A 15,091-nucleotide genomic window follows, 5' to 3' on the forward strand; every position below is an offset into this window, starting at 1 on the left:
TGTATCCCTTAAACTGACTTTCATCAAAGTTTTGATAAAATTCAATGAGATATGGGCTAAAATAAGCCAATCAAATTTAATCAATGATGTTTTATTCAATGCCCCATCAACAGGAAACTCTCATGACTCAGCCCTCCCATATCAACTTGCCCCAGTTTGAAGAATTAAGAGCGTTACTTGACGAAGATTTTGTCGATTTGATGCATACTTATATGCAAGATAGCTTACAACGTTTATCGGAAATGGAGACAGCTTATGCCACCTTAGACAACCGTTTGGGGTATAATGCAGCGCACGGCTTAAAAGGCGCTAGCTCTAACCTTGGCGCTACCGAGCTGACCGAACTTTGTTATAAACTGCAAGAAATCTGCCGCACGGGTCATATCCACCAACATGAACAATTGATTGAAGAAATCAAAGCGGAATGCCATGCAGTGAATGACCAAATACAATCGCTTATTGCGTAACGACTGACTAAAATTTGACAACCCATGGTAACGACTGACACTAACGCTTCTCCGCAACCCTTCTCAACCCTTGCGGCATTTTTAGCCGGTATTCGCATTGTGATGGTGAATACCACCTTGCCTGCCAATATTGGCTCTGCCGCCCGTGCCATGCACACCATGGGACTAACGCAGCTCACGGTAGTGGCGCCCAAACTACCGATTGACGAAGATGCCTATGCCCATGCCGCAGGTGCCAAAGCAATTTTAGACGCTGTGACCATTTGTGACACCCTTGAGCAAGCCCTGCAAGATTGCCACTGGGTAATTGCTACCAGTAGTCGCCAACGCCATATTCCAAGACCCGTGTTATCGCCCCGACAAGCGGCTGAATTGATGGTCACTAATTTTCAAAACCTTGACGATTTAATGACAGACTCTCCGCATCGCAATTGGCAACTTGCCATTGTGTTTGGCCGTGAAGATCGGGGTTTAACAAATGAAGAGCTGCAACTGGCCGACTACCATATTCAAATTCCTGCCAATGCTGAGTATGGGGTGTTAAATGTGGCGGCTGCGGTTCAAGTGATTGCCAGCGTTTTTTACGAAACTGCAGAGTTAGCATTGACGGCAAAAACAGCGGCTGAAAAATCCATTGATTTGACTTTTCGCCAACAATGGGATGAGCCGCCTATCTCAAATGAGCAGCGTTTACAGCTAGAAAATAGGCTGTTGGCATTGTTGGAGAATTTAGATATCTACAATCCCGCCCAATCTAAAGTGATGCCTCAGCGTATTAATCGACTTCTTAGTAGGATACAGCTTGATATCAAAGAATATCAGTTACTCCAAGCCGCCATCGCAAAATTACTCAAACGATAAATTATTAACCCGTTAAGCGCTCAAAGTTTATGTCTGCCACTGTTTTGCTTGCTGTTGTGTTTGTGCTGAGCTTAACGCTTGTCACTTGGCTACTCAATCAACTCCCCCAACGGATGATTGTCGGGTTTGATGCTACCCATCGCCATTCCCCATTAGATGGTATCCGTGGCATTTTAGCGCTATCAGTGTTTACTCATCACTTTTTTAAACATTATTTCTTTCAAACGACGGGGCGCTGGCAGTCACCCAATATTGATTTTTTTACCAACTTGGGTAGTGTGCCGGTATCGCTGTTTTTTTTAATCACCGGCTATTTATTTTTTGGTAAGCTCAGACAGCCGCGGATGGATTGGCAATATCTTTATCGCTCTCGGCTGCAGCGCATTGTTCCACTGTATTTGTTTTTGGGCATTTGTATCGTCGCTATCTATTTCACCCAGCAACACCCGCCGTTACCCCTGTCTGAATGGCAGCAATGGACGCTGCGCTGGTTAAGCTTTAACAATCAATCGCTTAAAGATTTTTACGCTTGGCCGCTGGTCGCAGGCGCGGCTTGGACGCTGCTTTATGAGTGGGGTTTTTATTTTAGCTTACCGTTACTGTTTGTGTTGGTGCATCCCAAACAAGTATGCCAGTGGCAAAATATCGCGATGCTGATGATAAGTTTGCCTGTGTTGTATTACGTTCTCACGCATACTATTATCAAGCTGTATTGGTTATTTTTGTTGGCTTTTTTTGCAGTTTGGCTGGAAGATTTTTTTAAAAATTTATTGGCAAAATTTCCTGTGGTTTTTGCAATCGCTTTATGCCTACTAACCCTGTTTATTTTATTTGAAACTTCGGCGTATTCTTATTGGCAAATGCTACTTTGTGGCTTACTGTTTTGTTTTATTGCCAACGGTTTTACGTATTTTGGCGTGTTATACCAACAAGGTCTAAAGGTCTTGGGTGAATTAAGTTATAGCTTATATCTGACCCATGGTTTGGTCATGTATATATGGTTTAACTTATTACACTTGCATGACTTTAGCCAATCGATGACAGCCTATGTGTGGACGTACCCGCTGGTGTTGGTATTCGTTGTTATGTTTGCTGTTATAGGCTACAACTATATTGAAAAACCTTTGATGCATCGACCTAACTCTCGCGTTCTATCGCCGTGATGCGACAACAGTATTGCAATCATAGCCAATCATAGCCAATCATAGCCAATCATAGCGTAGCTTAATGAGTTCGTGATATCATAATCACTTAAAATTTTTAAAATCGGTAGTCAGTATGTTGTCCGTCATCCAAAATTTATCCAAAAAAACCCAGACCATCAAAGCAGAATTACAAGAGGACATCCAAGCGGTGTTTGACCGTGACCCTGCGGCACGTAACACCCTTGAAGTGCTGTTGACTTATCCTGGCGTCCATGCGCTATTGATTCACCGCGTCGCTCACAGTATGTGGCAACACAATAACAAAGGCTTGGCACGGTTTGTATCCTTTGGCAATCGATTTTTGACCGGGATTGAGATTCATCCTGCAGCAAAAATTGGGCGTCGATTCTTTATTGACCATGGCATGGGCGTGGTCATTGGTGAAACCGCTGAAATCGGTGATGACGTTACCTTGTATCATGGCGTCACGCTTGGCGGGGTATCATTAAATGAAGGCAAACGCCATCCCACACTGGAAGATGGCGTGGTTGTCGGTGCAGGTGCCAAAGTATTAGGCGGATTTACCGTGGGTAAATATGCCAAAATCGGCTCCAATGCTGTCGTTGTCAAAGAAGTGCCTGCCGGTGCGACCATGGTAGGCAGTGCCGCGCGTTTGATTCATGATAAAGCCAAAGCAGAGCAAATGGGGCTTGATAGCTTGGCAAATAATGGGGTAACCCCAGCTGACGACTATATCGAAAAAACCGTCGTCGAAAAAACAACCGATGCTGAGCAGGTGAAAGCGGTTGAACAAACCTCTATCAATACCTCTGCTACCAATGAGGAAGATTGCAATAAAATTAAGCTAGAGCAAGCGGGTGTTTTTCATCAATATGGGATTGACCCAAACACCCCAGACCCCGTGGCAATGACTTTTATCAAAATGCTCGAGCACATTCGCCAGTCTGAAGCGCGCCTTGATGAATTGCAAAGTGCGATGTGCAAATTGGATCCAACTTTCTGCAAAAAACACTATACCAAACTTGATGTGCGTGATTTGGATGCCGTCGATCCGCAATTTTTTATGGAAGATGAACTATAAAATAAATTCCACCCGATGATAAATATGAGAGGTTATTGGGTGACTGCTTAGGTGATTAGTTAGGTGATTAGCTTAAAAAGACTGGGGCGTTGGTGTAGGTTTAAGTAAAAATTGGTTGCTTCGTTTGGTGGTTTGCAAATCCGCTAATACCTGATCTTGCCAACTCGTTTCTGCACCCGTCAAAGTCACATCGGGTTTGACGCCTACGCCATCAATTTTCTCACCTTTACTTGAGTAATAATGAGCGACCGTTAGCTTTACTGCTTCGTTATCATTGATGGGTACAATGCTTTGGATAGAGCCTTTACCATAGCTGGTTTCGCCATACACCTTGGCACGTTGGTTGTTTTGTAGCGCACTGGCTAATACTTCAGCCGCCGAAGCAGAATAACGATTTTGCAACACGACCAGCGGCAAGTCCGCAAATTGGGCTTTGCCGTGGGTGCGCATCACCTCTTGTATGCCTTGCCGATTTTTAATCTGCACCACTACTTTATCATTCATAAATAAGCTTGCGATATCATTGGCAGCTGACAACACGCCACCTGGGTTATTGCGCAAATCGAGTACCAGCACGTTAAACGGCTGATTTAATTTGGTGAGTGCCATTAAAAATTGCTGCTGGGTATTGTTTTGAAACACAGGGATATGCACCACCGCAACACCATTAATGATGTTGGTACTCATAGCTTGTTGTTGTACCAAGGTTCTTTGCACCACCACCAGATGTTTACGACGGCCTTTATCCGAGACTAACAAGCGAGCCGTTGTCCCTGCAATGCCTGTCAGCAGCTGATCGACGTCTTGCGAGGTTCGCGTGCTGTCCAGCTTATTATCATTGATTTGATGCAAATAATTGCCACGCTGAATACCCGCTTTTGCGGCAGGCGAGTTGGGCAGCACATCATCAAACACCCAGCTATCTACATCAGCATGAAAACTCACACTCACACCAATACTACCAATATCGCCTTCGGTAAATAACCTTAAGTTTTCAAACGCGTTCGCATCCAGATATTCAGAATAAGGATCGAGCGCCGCTAAAGTGCCTGCCATCGCATTGGCAAACAGGGATTCATCATCGACATTGGTCACGTAGTTTTGACGGATGATATCAATCATTTTGACAAATTTTTCGACTGTAACGGGTGATACTGCCCCCAACGCCACTTGCTGGATTTGCTCAGAGGCTGGCGCGATGGGCTGAGTGGCGGGATTAGTCACCATAGGCGTGGTTGACGTAATATCCACCTCTCCGCCATCGTCAGCGCCGTCATCCGTTAAATTGTCGTCATCAGCGCCATCAGGTATACCATCAGGTGCATTCACCACACTAACAGGTACGGCAGCAGGATTGGCACCTGCAATCGCCTGAGTGATTGCAGGTTTTAATGCCGTTTTATTGGTTTTTGCCGCAACTGAGGCAGCAGAATTAACAGGTGGTTTGACAGGCGCACTGACAGTCGGTCGGTTAGCAGCATAACCCAATGAACCTATCCCCCATAATGCCAGCGCTACAATATGTCTATTGAAAGTAGGGTTAGATAGTGGTTTGAGACGCTGCATTACCATAGGATAGTTGCACCCATTAACTGTTAGTTTGCTACGATTAAGCTTTCACCTGTCATTTCGGCAGGTTTAGCAAGGTGCATTAAGTCCAATAATGTTGGCGCGACATCCGATAGCTTACCACCCGTGCGAATATGCACGGTGTCAGGCGCTTGCTCATTGACATAAATAAATGGCACTAGCTCTGTGGTGTGCTGGGTGTGCACCTGTCCGCTATCATAATCCTGCATTTGCTCAACATTGCCATGGTCAGCAGTAATCAGTAAATGCCCATGATTGGCAATCACACAATCAGCAATGGTCTTCACACAGTTATCCAACGTTTCGACGGCTTTGACAGCGGCATCGAACACACCTGTGTGCCCTACCATATCGCCATTGGCATAATTCACAATCAGTACATCATACGCACCGGAATTAATAGCATGGGTCAATTTTTCAGTGACTTCTGGCGCACTCATTTCAGGTTGTAAATCATAAGTAGCAACCGAAGGCGAGTTGACCAAAATCCGCTGCTCCCCTTCAAATTCTGCTTCGCGCCCCCCACTAAAAAAGAAGGTCACGTGAGCGTATTTCTCGGTTTCCGCAATGCGCAATTGGGTTTTGCCTTGCGCTTGCAAATACTCGCCCAATGTATTGGTTAGCGATGTCGGTTCAAAGGCAATACTGGTCACGCCATTATTTTGTAATTCATCGGAATATTTGGTCAGCATCACAAATTTTGACAGCATTGGCAGTTTTTCACGCGTAAAGCCATCAAAATCAGCTGAAACCAGTGCTTGGCTAATTTCGCGGGCGCGGTCGGCACGAAAATTCATAAAAATCACACTGTCATTGTCTTGTATGGTACCAAAGTCAGCGTTTTGGTTAGCATAACGCACCCAAGTCGGCTTAACGAACTCGTCACTTTCACCTGCGCCATACGCTGCGCTAATCGCTTCAGCACCTGATTGTACTACCCGTTCTGCTTTGGCTTGGGTCAGCAAATCATACGCTTGCTGTACCCGATCCCAGCGTTTATCCCGATCCATCGCAAAGTAGCGACCAATAAGACTCACCAAATAAGCCGTGCCCTCATATCGCTGATTAAGCGTGGTAAGCGCTTGTTCTAATTGTGCCACATAATTGTCCGCACTTTTAGGTGGCGTATCACGACCGTCCAAAAATGTATGGATAAAGACCTGCTTTGCACCCTGCTGCAATGCCAGCTCCACCATTGCGACAATATGATCTTGATGCGAATGCACTCCCCCATCAGATAACAATCCCATGATATGCACATTGGCTTGTCGGTCATTGGCAAGCTTCACTGCTTCGGTTAATGCAGGGTTGCTAAAAAATTGCTGTTCGCGGATTTCTTTGTGAATACGGGTAGAGTCTTGGTACAAAATACGACCTGCACCCAAATTCATATGCCCGACTTCAGAGTTACCAAATTGCCCTGCGGGTAAACCCACGTCTTCACCTGATCCTGAAATCAACCCATGGGGATAATGCTGATACAAATAATCAAGGTTTGGGGTGTGCGCCGCGGCAATCGCATTATCACGCTGATCTTCGCGATGTCCAAAACCATCTAAAATCATCAACACATGGGGGATTTTTTTAACCGTCGATTGATGGGTAACCGAGTTAGACGCTTGATTCATTGTTGCCTCTAGAAAAGCTAAAATAAGGAAAATACAAAACTAGTATTAAAAAAATTTTGAAAATTATAGCATAGCTCGCTCCATCTCTTTAACCCTGATTTTGCGTGATTCTGTTAACTGCAAAGCCTGTTAACTGCTAAGCCTGTTAACTGTTAACTGCTAAGCAATATGATGAGAACAAAGAACCTTGTGATGTGTGTTGACGATTTGAATGGTATTTTGACTGTCAAGTTTGATTAATTTAATCAATCATTGAATTAACGAGCGAGCTTTTGCATCATCCTAGGTAATCTGCTACAATACATGCATCTGGGGTATTCGCCAGTTTATGGTTTTACCTGAGCTGATAATTTATATAAGGGTATGCGTTCTTTTCACTTGTTGTGCAAGCCTGCATCCAGCTACGCTGCGATGATTCAGGAAGCCTTAAGAGTGGTTGCCATACCCACCCTGAACGTTACAGTTCATGGGTTCACATAGACAGCGGTACTCTGGACCAAAATTTAATAAAAAAACCATCTAACCCAATTCGGCTAGATGGTTTTTTTTGCTCAGCCATTGATTAACTCAAAAAAATCAATTTTGCCAATAAAATCACCGTTAACACCCAAACCGCAGGGCTAACTTCTTTATAACGTCCACTCACCAATTTGGCAATGGTATAGGTAATAAAACCTAACGCAATCCCATCCGCAATTGAGAAGGTAAGCGGCGTCAATAGCAGCACTACCGCGACAGGTGATGCTTCGGTCAAGTCATCCCAATCAATCTCACGCAGCGTAAATAACATCAATACCGCGACATAAAAAATCGCCCCTGCCGTCGCATACGCAGGAATCATCCCAGCCAATGGCGCAAAAAATAACGCCAATAAAAATAACACACCCACCACAATCGCGGTCAAACCGGTGCGTCCACCCGCTGCCACCCCAGCTGTGCTTTCTACATAACTCGTTACCGATGAAGTACCTAGCACTGACCCTGCCACAGCCGCCGTTGAGTCAGCAAACAAGGCTTTACCTAGATTCGGGATTTGACCGTCGGTAGACATTAACCCAGCTTTTTTGGTCACGCCAATTAATGTGCCTGATGTATCAAATAACACCACAAATAAAAAGGCAAAAATCACGCTAACCATACTCACATCAAGCGCGCCTGCAATATCTAACTGCATAAAGGTCGGTGCAATCGAGGGCGGCATTGATACAATCCCTGAGTAATGGGTTTCCCCTGCCAACAAGCTAATCACCGTCACAATTAAAATTGACAACATCACTGCCGCAGGGACTTTACGCTGCACAAATACGACAATCAGAAAAAAACTTAAAATCGCCATCGCAGGCCCAAAATCGGTGAGTTTGCCCATCGTCACAAACGTGGCGGGACTCGCCACAATGATGCCCGAGCTTTTAAGCGCAATAAACGCTAAAAACGCCCCAATACCTGCCACGATACCTTGTTTAAGGGTATAGGGAATAGCGTTGATAATCCATTCACGCAGTTTAAAGGCACTAATTAGCACAAAGAGCAAGCCTGAAATAAATACTGCCCCCAACGCCACTTGCCAACTTTTACCCATTCCCAAGACGACGGTAAAGGTAAAAAACGCATTCAAACCCATGCCAGGTGCCAATGCCACGGGCAAACGCGCAATCAATCCCATCAAAAAACAGCCCAGCGCTGAGGCTAGACACGTCGCCACAAATACCGCCCCTTTATCCATCCCAGCTTTTGCCAACATGTCGGGATTGACAAAGATAATATAAGCCATGGTCAAAAAGGTTGTCAGACCTGCCAGAATTTCAGTTTTTATCGTTGTATTGCGGCCATCTATGCCAAAATAGCGCTCGATTACATTCATCTATATTCACCCAATTTATTCATCCAATTTATGCGTCTAGGTTACATCTAGGTTGCATCTGTATCCGTTGTGTTGACAACGCTTTTGTGCCCGTTTTCTGCCCCATCGTCATTCAACAGCGCCCAAGCAAACCCCCTATTTTACCCTAGAATACGTCAGCAACAAATAACTGATTAAAATAAAGACAAAATAACTGAGAGTTTTAAAGCCAATTTATTGCGCTGCTGCGTTATTGGGCAAAGGGTAAAAATTGGCGGTTGTAAGTGATGAGTTGCGGCGGCGTATTATTTTGCGTGCCATTTTGCGTATTGACTGGTGCTGGCATGGGCGTCGCTGACACACTAGAAGCAGCTGCTGGGTCATTGTGAGTTTCAGGTAAAATCTTAGCGATTTGGCTATGCAAAAAAAGCTGCTTGTCGTCACTTTTGACGCTGACAACGACGCGAAAACTTTGACTTTGGGTGGATAACAGCTTGGCGATGCGTGCTTTGTTACGCTCGTCAATCTGGGCAAAACTTGGCACTGCCCACAGTTGACTCAAGTTTTGCACCGGTAGATTATTTTCTCGGGCATTCGCCCAATTGATGATTGCCATATCGTCGATTTGGTGGGTAGCCGCCACATTTGAAGCTGCGCTAGTGTCTTGCCCAGATTGTGGGGAGCCATCGCTGTCCGAATGGTTTGAGCCTTGCGGCTGGTTGCCATTGGCTTCGGTAGGTGAATTCACCAGTATGCTTAATAGTTCGGGCTTCACTGTGTTGATATTCATGGGCAGATAATATGGCACTGCGGTCAGATACGGGGCTAATTTTTGCAATCCTTCGCTATCCATACCGCGCACCTGTTGCAATTCATTGATTGAGATAAACGGCTGGTTGGCAATACCCATCGCCATTTTTTTGCCCGTACTTTGATAATAGGCTGCTTCTGCACCGCCCTCAGCACGGGTGTCACTGTCTGGGTCTTGCCAATCGAGCACCGCCATCGCAATATTGGGCGATAAGCCATTGGCTTGTAACAGCGCTTGAAAAAAAGCCAGTGCCGTATCATCCACTTTGCCATCATGATACAGGTTGTTAATATTAAAACGGCTGGCGTCATCGTCGATTTTAATACTGACTTTGGCTTGATTCATGGTTTGCTCTGCCAGCGGTTTTGCCCAAGCCTCTGTTAAACTATCGACTTGGTTGACTTGGCTGTCTTGCGCAATCAAATTGGTCGCCATAGCTTCCCCTGCCAAAGCATATTCTTTAAGCTGCCCTTGACCTTTGGTCAGCTCAAATTCTCGAATCATTACTTTTTGATTGGCAAGCATACTGCCTGCCACGATGGTAATCGCCACCACCAACAACAAAATAGTCAGTAGCGCCATCCCTTGTTGCCCATGTCGATATGGCGGGTTTGCTATGGCAACATTTGCAAAAATTTTAGACGGAGTGCGGTTTATTGGCATGGTGTATTTGGTAGAATTTGATTGCATTATGGGTTCGGTGCGTTTGGCGGTGTGTTGGGTAATGCAAATCGCCAAGTAATCGGCTCGCCTTGGTAACTAAAATTAAGCTCGATGCCGCGTGGTAACTGCTGATAAGGCATTAAATCTATACTGTTTTGCAAATTGCCATTTTGATCTGTTGCGTTATCAGTGGGGTTGGGAGTTGGGTTAGTTGTAGCATTGGCCGTTTGATTGGTGTTTTTTTGCGCTTGTATTTGCTGAACTTTTTGCAGCGTGGCTTCATCTGGAAACACACTCACCGCATCAGGCGTCAATGCTCGCCAACTGGCATCCTTGATACCTGTCAATAATACACTGGTTGCAGGGGTTTCGTTGTTGTTGTCTAACTGGTAAAAACGCTGTTTAGTCAGTGTTTCCCCTGCGACTGAATATTGTATTTTTGCTAGCATAGGTGACGACTGATAACGCGGATCGGGCGCGGCAAAACGGATAAAACTTATTTGTGACGCATTTAATACAAAGGTTGGCGTCATAGCGGCACTATTGACCGATGCCGTATTATTGGCAGTCGCGGATAGGATTGGCACTGCCACATAATTGCTGGTTTGCGCCAAATCTTGCGACAGCTGTAAATAAGCATAATCAAGCTGTGATAATGATTTTTGATGTTGGTAGCCACGCTCGCGACTTTTGGTCAGACTATCCATAATCTGCCATCCCGCCAATGCCAGCATCGCAAAAATCACCAACGCAATCATCAGTTCGATTAAGGTAAAGCCTTGCTGGGATGTTTTATGCTTTGCGGTTGTATCCGAGGAATGAAGAGAAAAAGGTCTCACGGCGTTGTCCCCATATCCTTTACTAGCACCGCATCGATATCCACCACGTCTTTTTTTGGTGTGCCATCAACAATAGGCGCGACGCGAATATGAATGGGTTGGACAAAGCCTTGGCTGGTTTGTATGGTTTGCGGTGAGATGACCACTTGCCATTGACGACCTTGCGAGGTGATTTGCCGAGTATCAGACGCCGCAAGCCAAGTTTTTTGTACTCGTAATTCTGCCAGCGTGTTTTGCGCCACATAATAGCCAAAGGTTCGTGTTTTCATGTTATCCACGGATTGTACATAGCTGCGACTGGCTTGGCTTGCCGATATCGCAACCACCGCCAAAATCGCTAACGCCACCATGACTTCAAGCAGCGTAAATCCTTGCTGATACTGTCTGATAGCCAATCTATTTAAGGTAGCCAGTCTATTTGAGGTGGCAATAGTCATTTTGCCACCTCGATTGCCCCAGCTTGGTTGACGATAATGGGATTGCCAACCGCAAAGGTTTGTTTGTCGGCATTAGTTTTTTGGATGCTGATTTGCACCGGTGTGGCCTCGCCTGTCCCAAACCACACCACAGGCGGTGCTTCGCTGCCGCTTAACCAGCTGGCGGTGGGTTGGGTACTTTGGGCGGTGGTGGTGTTAAATGGGTTATCGAGTGGGCGGATTTTGACGTCAAGATTGTCTGGCACATCCAGCGGTGCGATTTGTTTTTCTATCACCCATTGTGGTGGCGCAGGTTGCGAGGTTATGGGGGCATTGGCATTGCGAACAGCACTTTGAGAATGGGTAAAGGCGTTTTCTAATTTAACCACCACCAGCTGATTGGGCGCGTCATTTTGCGGCAGTTTGATTGCCAGCCCATAGGGCTGCATGCGTTCTGTTGATAACAAGCGTACATAATCAAGATTACTGGTCAGACGCTCATAAAATGCCGTGTTTCTACGATTTTCACTACCCCCTACCGATAAACTCATCATCCCAGCAAAAATAGACAAAATGACGATAACCACCATGATTTCGATTAAGGTAAAACCCTGTTGCCCACCCATCGCACTGGGTGCGGGAGTGAAAGTTTTACAAGACCGACCAAACAGCAATCGCATCGTTATGCACTCAGACAAAACAGGGATAATTTATAAAGCTTAACCGGGGTTGATGATAGTTAACTAGTATTCTTTGACATCCACTATTTGACATTGCGCGGCGTCAGGCTTGATTCAGTCTGTGAATTTGCCGTATTAGTAGCAGCGTTTGATTGACTCGCCCCAGTAGGCGCATCGACTGATTGTACCGCAGCAGGGTATTGCTTGGGAATGTCTAAAATATGCTGAACCAAGGCAAAACGTAAAGTATCGCGGCGACCGAGATAGCGTTGATAAAAACTAGAATTTAGCAGTCCTGCACCGCCTTGCCCCATCGCCCAAATGGTTGACAGATAGTCTCGGGTACTCATGGTACTGTGTAGCGATTGCAGGTATTCAGCCGTGGTATTGATTAATCGCTTCATGCGTTCACGGCGAATTTCATACAACTGCGAAAAAAGCTTATTAAGCCCTACGGCAGAGTTGGCTAAGCGTTCTTCGATTTGGTTGAGTAATATGGCTTTTTGCGGATTGATCAGTTGAAACAGTGTAAGACGTGCCACGCCTGCGGCAGGACAATCGCCGACTTCGCTCAGCGCAAGTAGTTGTTGCTCATGACGGATAATGATGCGTAAAAACAATTCATCTTTGCTGGTAAAATGCTTGTAGAGCGTACCTTTGGCTAAGTCTAGCTGCTCGGCTAGACTATCTAGGGTGATATCGCCTTCCCCAGACTCTAATAGCAACTGCTCGGCAACTGCCAATATAACTTCTTCACGATTTTTGAATTGTTGTTGACGACTCATTGATTACTCCATCAGTCTGTTCTAGTAGCCCCTATTGTTGACGAGACCCGTTACATCAACCCATCTACGCACAACTGTTAAATGATAAAAAAATGCTTGCATAGTAATCTAGCTTACTAACCTCGCTTAGTAACATAAGAGCAAGGTTGCTACGTATGATACATGACTGATGAGTCATTGCCAAATGTTTTATCACATAAATTTTATTACCTACTTAACAAAGTATAAAGATTTCGTTAACTATTTTTAAGCGTATTGATGTAATAATGCGTCAAAATTTTGATGGGTTAAGTGGGCGAACTCATCCACTGGCATGTCATAATGCTTGGCGAGAAAATCCGCCACATAGGGCACAAAAGCAGGCTCGTTAGATTTACCGCGTTTGGGCACCGGCGCTAGATATGGGCTGTCGGTTTCAATCAAAATGCGATCTTTAGGCAGTTTTTTCGCCACTGCTTGTAATTCAGTGGCATTTTTAAAGGTCACAATCCCTGATAAAGAAATATAAAAACCCAAATCCAAGGCTTTTTTGGCGGTCTCATAATCTTCCGTAAAGCAATGAATAATGCCATGCTCGGCTTTTTCTGCTTTTAATAAATCCAACGTATCGTGTTTCGCCTCACGAGTATGGACAATAATGGGTTTTTTTAGGTGCTGACTGGCATGGATATGGCGGGCAAAGCTCGCTTTTTGTTCTATGCTGTTTTCTGTTGACCAATAATAATCTAGCCCTGTCTCGCCAATCGCCCAAACATGCGGCTGATTTGCCATTTCAACGAGTGTCTCAACCGTTGCACTTTGTAGCATAGCAATGTCTTCGCAGGGATGCACGCCCACACTCATCCCCAACGTTAGCCCGTGAATTTTTGTATTGATAATCTCATAAATAGCATCGTATTCATCCAGCTCACACATAATCGCCATAATCCGCTGTACATTGGCATCCTTGGCGGCTTGTAAGGCTTGACAGATATCACCTTGATATTTTTCTAAATCCAAACGGTTTAGATGGGCATGGGTATCGGTAAACATATCACTCTCTTTTTTTAATTGATTGACGCTTAAATAAGGCTGCCGTGCATAAATTCAATTAAATGCACCGTCAAAGCGTTAATCATCGGGTAAAAATTCTTGCAACACTTGGTTTAAAAATAAAAACCCTTGCGCTGTGCAGTGGATATGGTCACCGCTTAACTCAACCAAACCACGATTGTGTAGTTTTATCAATTGCGGCTCAATGGCTGACCATGCCAAGCCTGTTCTCTGTGTCCAAAACTGTTTGGGCACGCCATTTTTTAGCCTCAGCCCATTCATCATAAATTCAAACGGTAAATCAGACGGCTCGATGGCTTGCCAACCTATCGCCGACTGATTAACCCTATAATCTTTTGGCGAGCGAGATTTGCTAAACCGGTAAATGCCATCAGGCCGCGTGACTTTACCATGCGCGCCTGCCCCAATCGCCAGATAATCGCCAAACTGCCAATAATTGAGATTATGCTGACTGGGCTGAAAATCTGCCTGCCTTGACCATGCCGACACTTCGTATTGCACAAATCCATTGGCCTTCAAAAGCTGAGCGCCTTGCTCAAAAATATCCACCAATATCTCGTCATCGGGCAAAATCGGCGTATTGCGATAAAACACGGTATTGGGCTCAATGGTGAGCTGATACCACGAAATATGCGAAACGCCCAAATCAATCGCTTGCTGCAAATCGCTCAGCGCGTCTGCCAATGTTTGGTTAGGCAAGCCATGCATTAAGTCGACATTTAACTTTTTAAACCCTGCTTGCTGGGCATTGGCAATAGCTAAAAGCGCTTGCTGCGGGTTATGAATCCGCCCCAAGGCAGCAAGTTTTTGGGTTTGAAAACTTTGCACACCTAGCGACAACCGATTGATACCCACCGCTAAATACTCATGAAATGGCGCATGCTCCACGGTGGCAGGATTGGCTTCCATGGTGATTTCACAATCGTCAGTCAGTGTTAACTGAGCATTGATACCCGCAAAAAGCTGCTGATATTGCGCAATGGGCAGTAGCGATGGCGTGCCGCCCCCAATAAAAATGGTGGCTATCTTGCGCCCTTGTACAAAGCTTAGCTGAGTTTTTAAATCGTCTAATAAGGCATCGACATAGCCTACAAAATCAATCGGTGTACGGCTTTCATGTGAGTTAAAATCACAATACGGACATTTTTTAACACACCAAGGAATATGGATATAAAGCGATAAAGGGATAAGGTTTGGATTTGGCATTAATC

Annotated in this window: 14 protein-coding genes and 1 other RNA gene; 5 read left to right on the forward strand and 10 right to left on the reverse strand. The window is 45.2% G+C overall.

The window, feature by feature from the left end:
- Positions 1 to 122 precede the first annotated feature (122 nt).
- From RTS09_RS05110 to cysE, 4 genes are all read left to right on the forward strand, one after another.
- Positions 123 to 467: an Hpt domain-containing protein gene (locus tag RTS09_RS05110; protein WP_312523423.1), complete on the forward strand. Its 345-nt coding sequence runs from the start codon at positions 123 to 125 to the stop codon at positions 465 to 467.
- A 24-nt stretch (positions 468 to 491) separates the two neighbouring features.
- A complete protein-coding gene (locus RTS09_RS05115) occupies positions 492 to 1,328 on the forward strand; it encodes an RNA methyltransferase (protein WP_312534934.1) in 837 nt (278 codons plus the stop codon).
- 29 nt (positions 1,329 to 1,357) lie between these two features.
- Positions 1,358 to 2,491 carry an acyltransferase family protein gene (locus tag RTS09_RS05120; protein ID WP_096489055.1) on the forward strand — a complete coding sequence of 378 codons (1,134 nt, stop codon included), beginning with the start codon at positions 1,358 to 1,360 and terminating at the stop codon, positions 2,489 to 2,491.
- A gap of 157 nt (positions 2,492 to 2,648) precedes the next feature.
- Complete coding sequence (gene cysE, locus RTS09_RS05125; RefSeq protein ID WP_409418374.1) at positions 2,649 to 3,575, forward strand: serine O-acetyltransferase; 927 nt, start codon at positions 2,649 to 2,651, stop codon at positions 3,573 to 3,575.
- 72 nt (positions 3,576 to 3,647) lie between these two features.
- Here cysE and RTS09_RS05130 read toward each other — a convergent pair whose 3' ends face one another.
- Both RTS09_RS05130 and gpmI read right to left on the reverse strand, forming a co-directional pair.
- The gene (locus RTS09_RS05130; protein WP_312534939.1) at positions 3,648 to 5,147 is read right to left on the reverse strand and encodes a S41 family peptidase; all 1,500 of its coding nucleotides are present in this window, start codon (positions 5,145 to 5,147) and stop codon (positions 3,648 to 3,650) included.
- Between the two features lie 23 nt (positions 5,148 to 5,170).
- On the reverse strand, positions 5,171 to 6,793 hold the full coding sequence (gene gpmI, locus RTS09_RS05135) for a 2,3-bisphosphoglycerate-independent phosphoglycerate mutase (protein ID WP_312534941.1): 1,623 nt from the start codon (positions 6,791 to 6,793) through the stop codon (positions 5,171 to 5,173).
- Positions 6,794 to 7,096: 303 nt separating this feature from the next.
- Between gpmI and ssrS the strand changes: the two genes are divergently transcribed.
- Positions 7,097 to 7,295, forward strand: a non-coding RNA gene (ssrS, locus tag RTS09_RS05140) — 6S RNA.
- A gap of 60 nt (positions 7,296 to 7,355) precedes the next feature.
- Here the strand turns inward: ssrS and RTS09_RS05145 are convergent.
- From RTS09_RS05145 to hemW, 8 genes are all read right to left on the reverse strand, one after another.
- Positions 7,356 to 8,654, reverse strand: coding sequence for an NCS2 family permease (locus RTS09_RS05145; protein WP_050325550.1), 1,299 nt, complete (start codon positions 8,652 to 8,654; stop codon positions 7,356 to 7,358).
- Positions 8,655 to 8,883: 229 nt separating this feature from the next.
- Positions 8,884 to 10,134 (reverse strand): type II secretion system minor pseudopilin GspK, encoded by a 1,251-nt coding sequence (gene gspK, locus RTS09_RS05150; protein ID WP_312534945.1) that lies wholly within the window; start codon positions 10,132 to 10,134, stop codon positions 8,884 to 8,886.
- Positions 10,134 to 10,946 (reverse strand): prepilin-type N-terminal cleavage/methylation domain-containing protein, encoded by an 813-nt coding sequence (locus RTS09_RS05155; RefSeq protein WP_282841217.1) that lies wholly within the window; start codon positions 10,944 to 10,946, stop codon positions 10,134 to 10,136. The genes gspK and RTS09_RS05155 overlap by 1 nt, the downstream gene beginning before the upstream one ends.
- Positions 10,943 to 11,383 carry a type II secretion system minor pseudopilin GspI gene (gene gspI, locus RTS09_RS05160; RefSeq protein ID WP_060995439.1) on the reverse strand — a complete coding sequence of 147 codons (441 nt, stop codon included), beginning with the start codon at positions 11,381 to 11,383 and terminating at the stop codon, positions 10,943 to 10,945. The genes RTS09_RS05155 and gspI overlap by 4 nt, the downstream gene beginning before the upstream one ends.
- Entirely contained in the window at positions 11,380 to 12,042 is a 663-nt protein-coding gene (locus RTS09_RS05165) for a type II secretion system protein (protein ID WP_312534953.1), read from the reverse strand. Before RTS09_RS05165 ends, gspI begins: the two co-directional genes overlap by 4 nt.
- An 83-nt stretch (positions 12,043 to 12,125) precedes the next feature.
- Positions 12,126 to 12,827 (reverse strand): TetR/AcrR family transcriptional regulator, encoded by a 702-nt coding sequence (locus RTS09_RS05170; protein ID WP_312534955.1) that lies wholly within the window; start codon positions 12,825 to 12,827, stop codon positions 12,126 to 12,128.
- A 246-nt stretch (positions 12,828 to 13,073) separates the two neighbouring features.
- On the reverse strand, positions 13,074 to 13,859 hold the full coding sequence (locus RTS09_RS05175) for a TatD family hydrolase (protein WP_312534957.1): 786 nt from the start codon (positions 13,857 to 13,859) through the stop codon (positions 13,074 to 13,076).
- Between the two features lie 78 nt (positions 13,860 to 13,937).
- Complete coding sequence (gene hemW, locus RTS09_RS05180; protein ID WP_312534959.1) at positions 13,938 to 15,086, reverse strand: radical SAM family heme chaperone HemW; 1,149 nt, start codon at positions 15,084 to 15,086, stop codon at positions 13,938 to 13,940.
- Positions 15,087 to 15,091: the final 5 nt, after the last annotated feature.

Source organism: Moraxella sp. CTOTU47618 (assembly GCF_032017425.1).
GTDB classification, from domain to species: domain Bacteria; phylum Pseudomonadota; class Gammaproteobacteria; order Pseudomonadales; family Moraxellaceae; genus Faucicola; species Faucicola tetraodonis.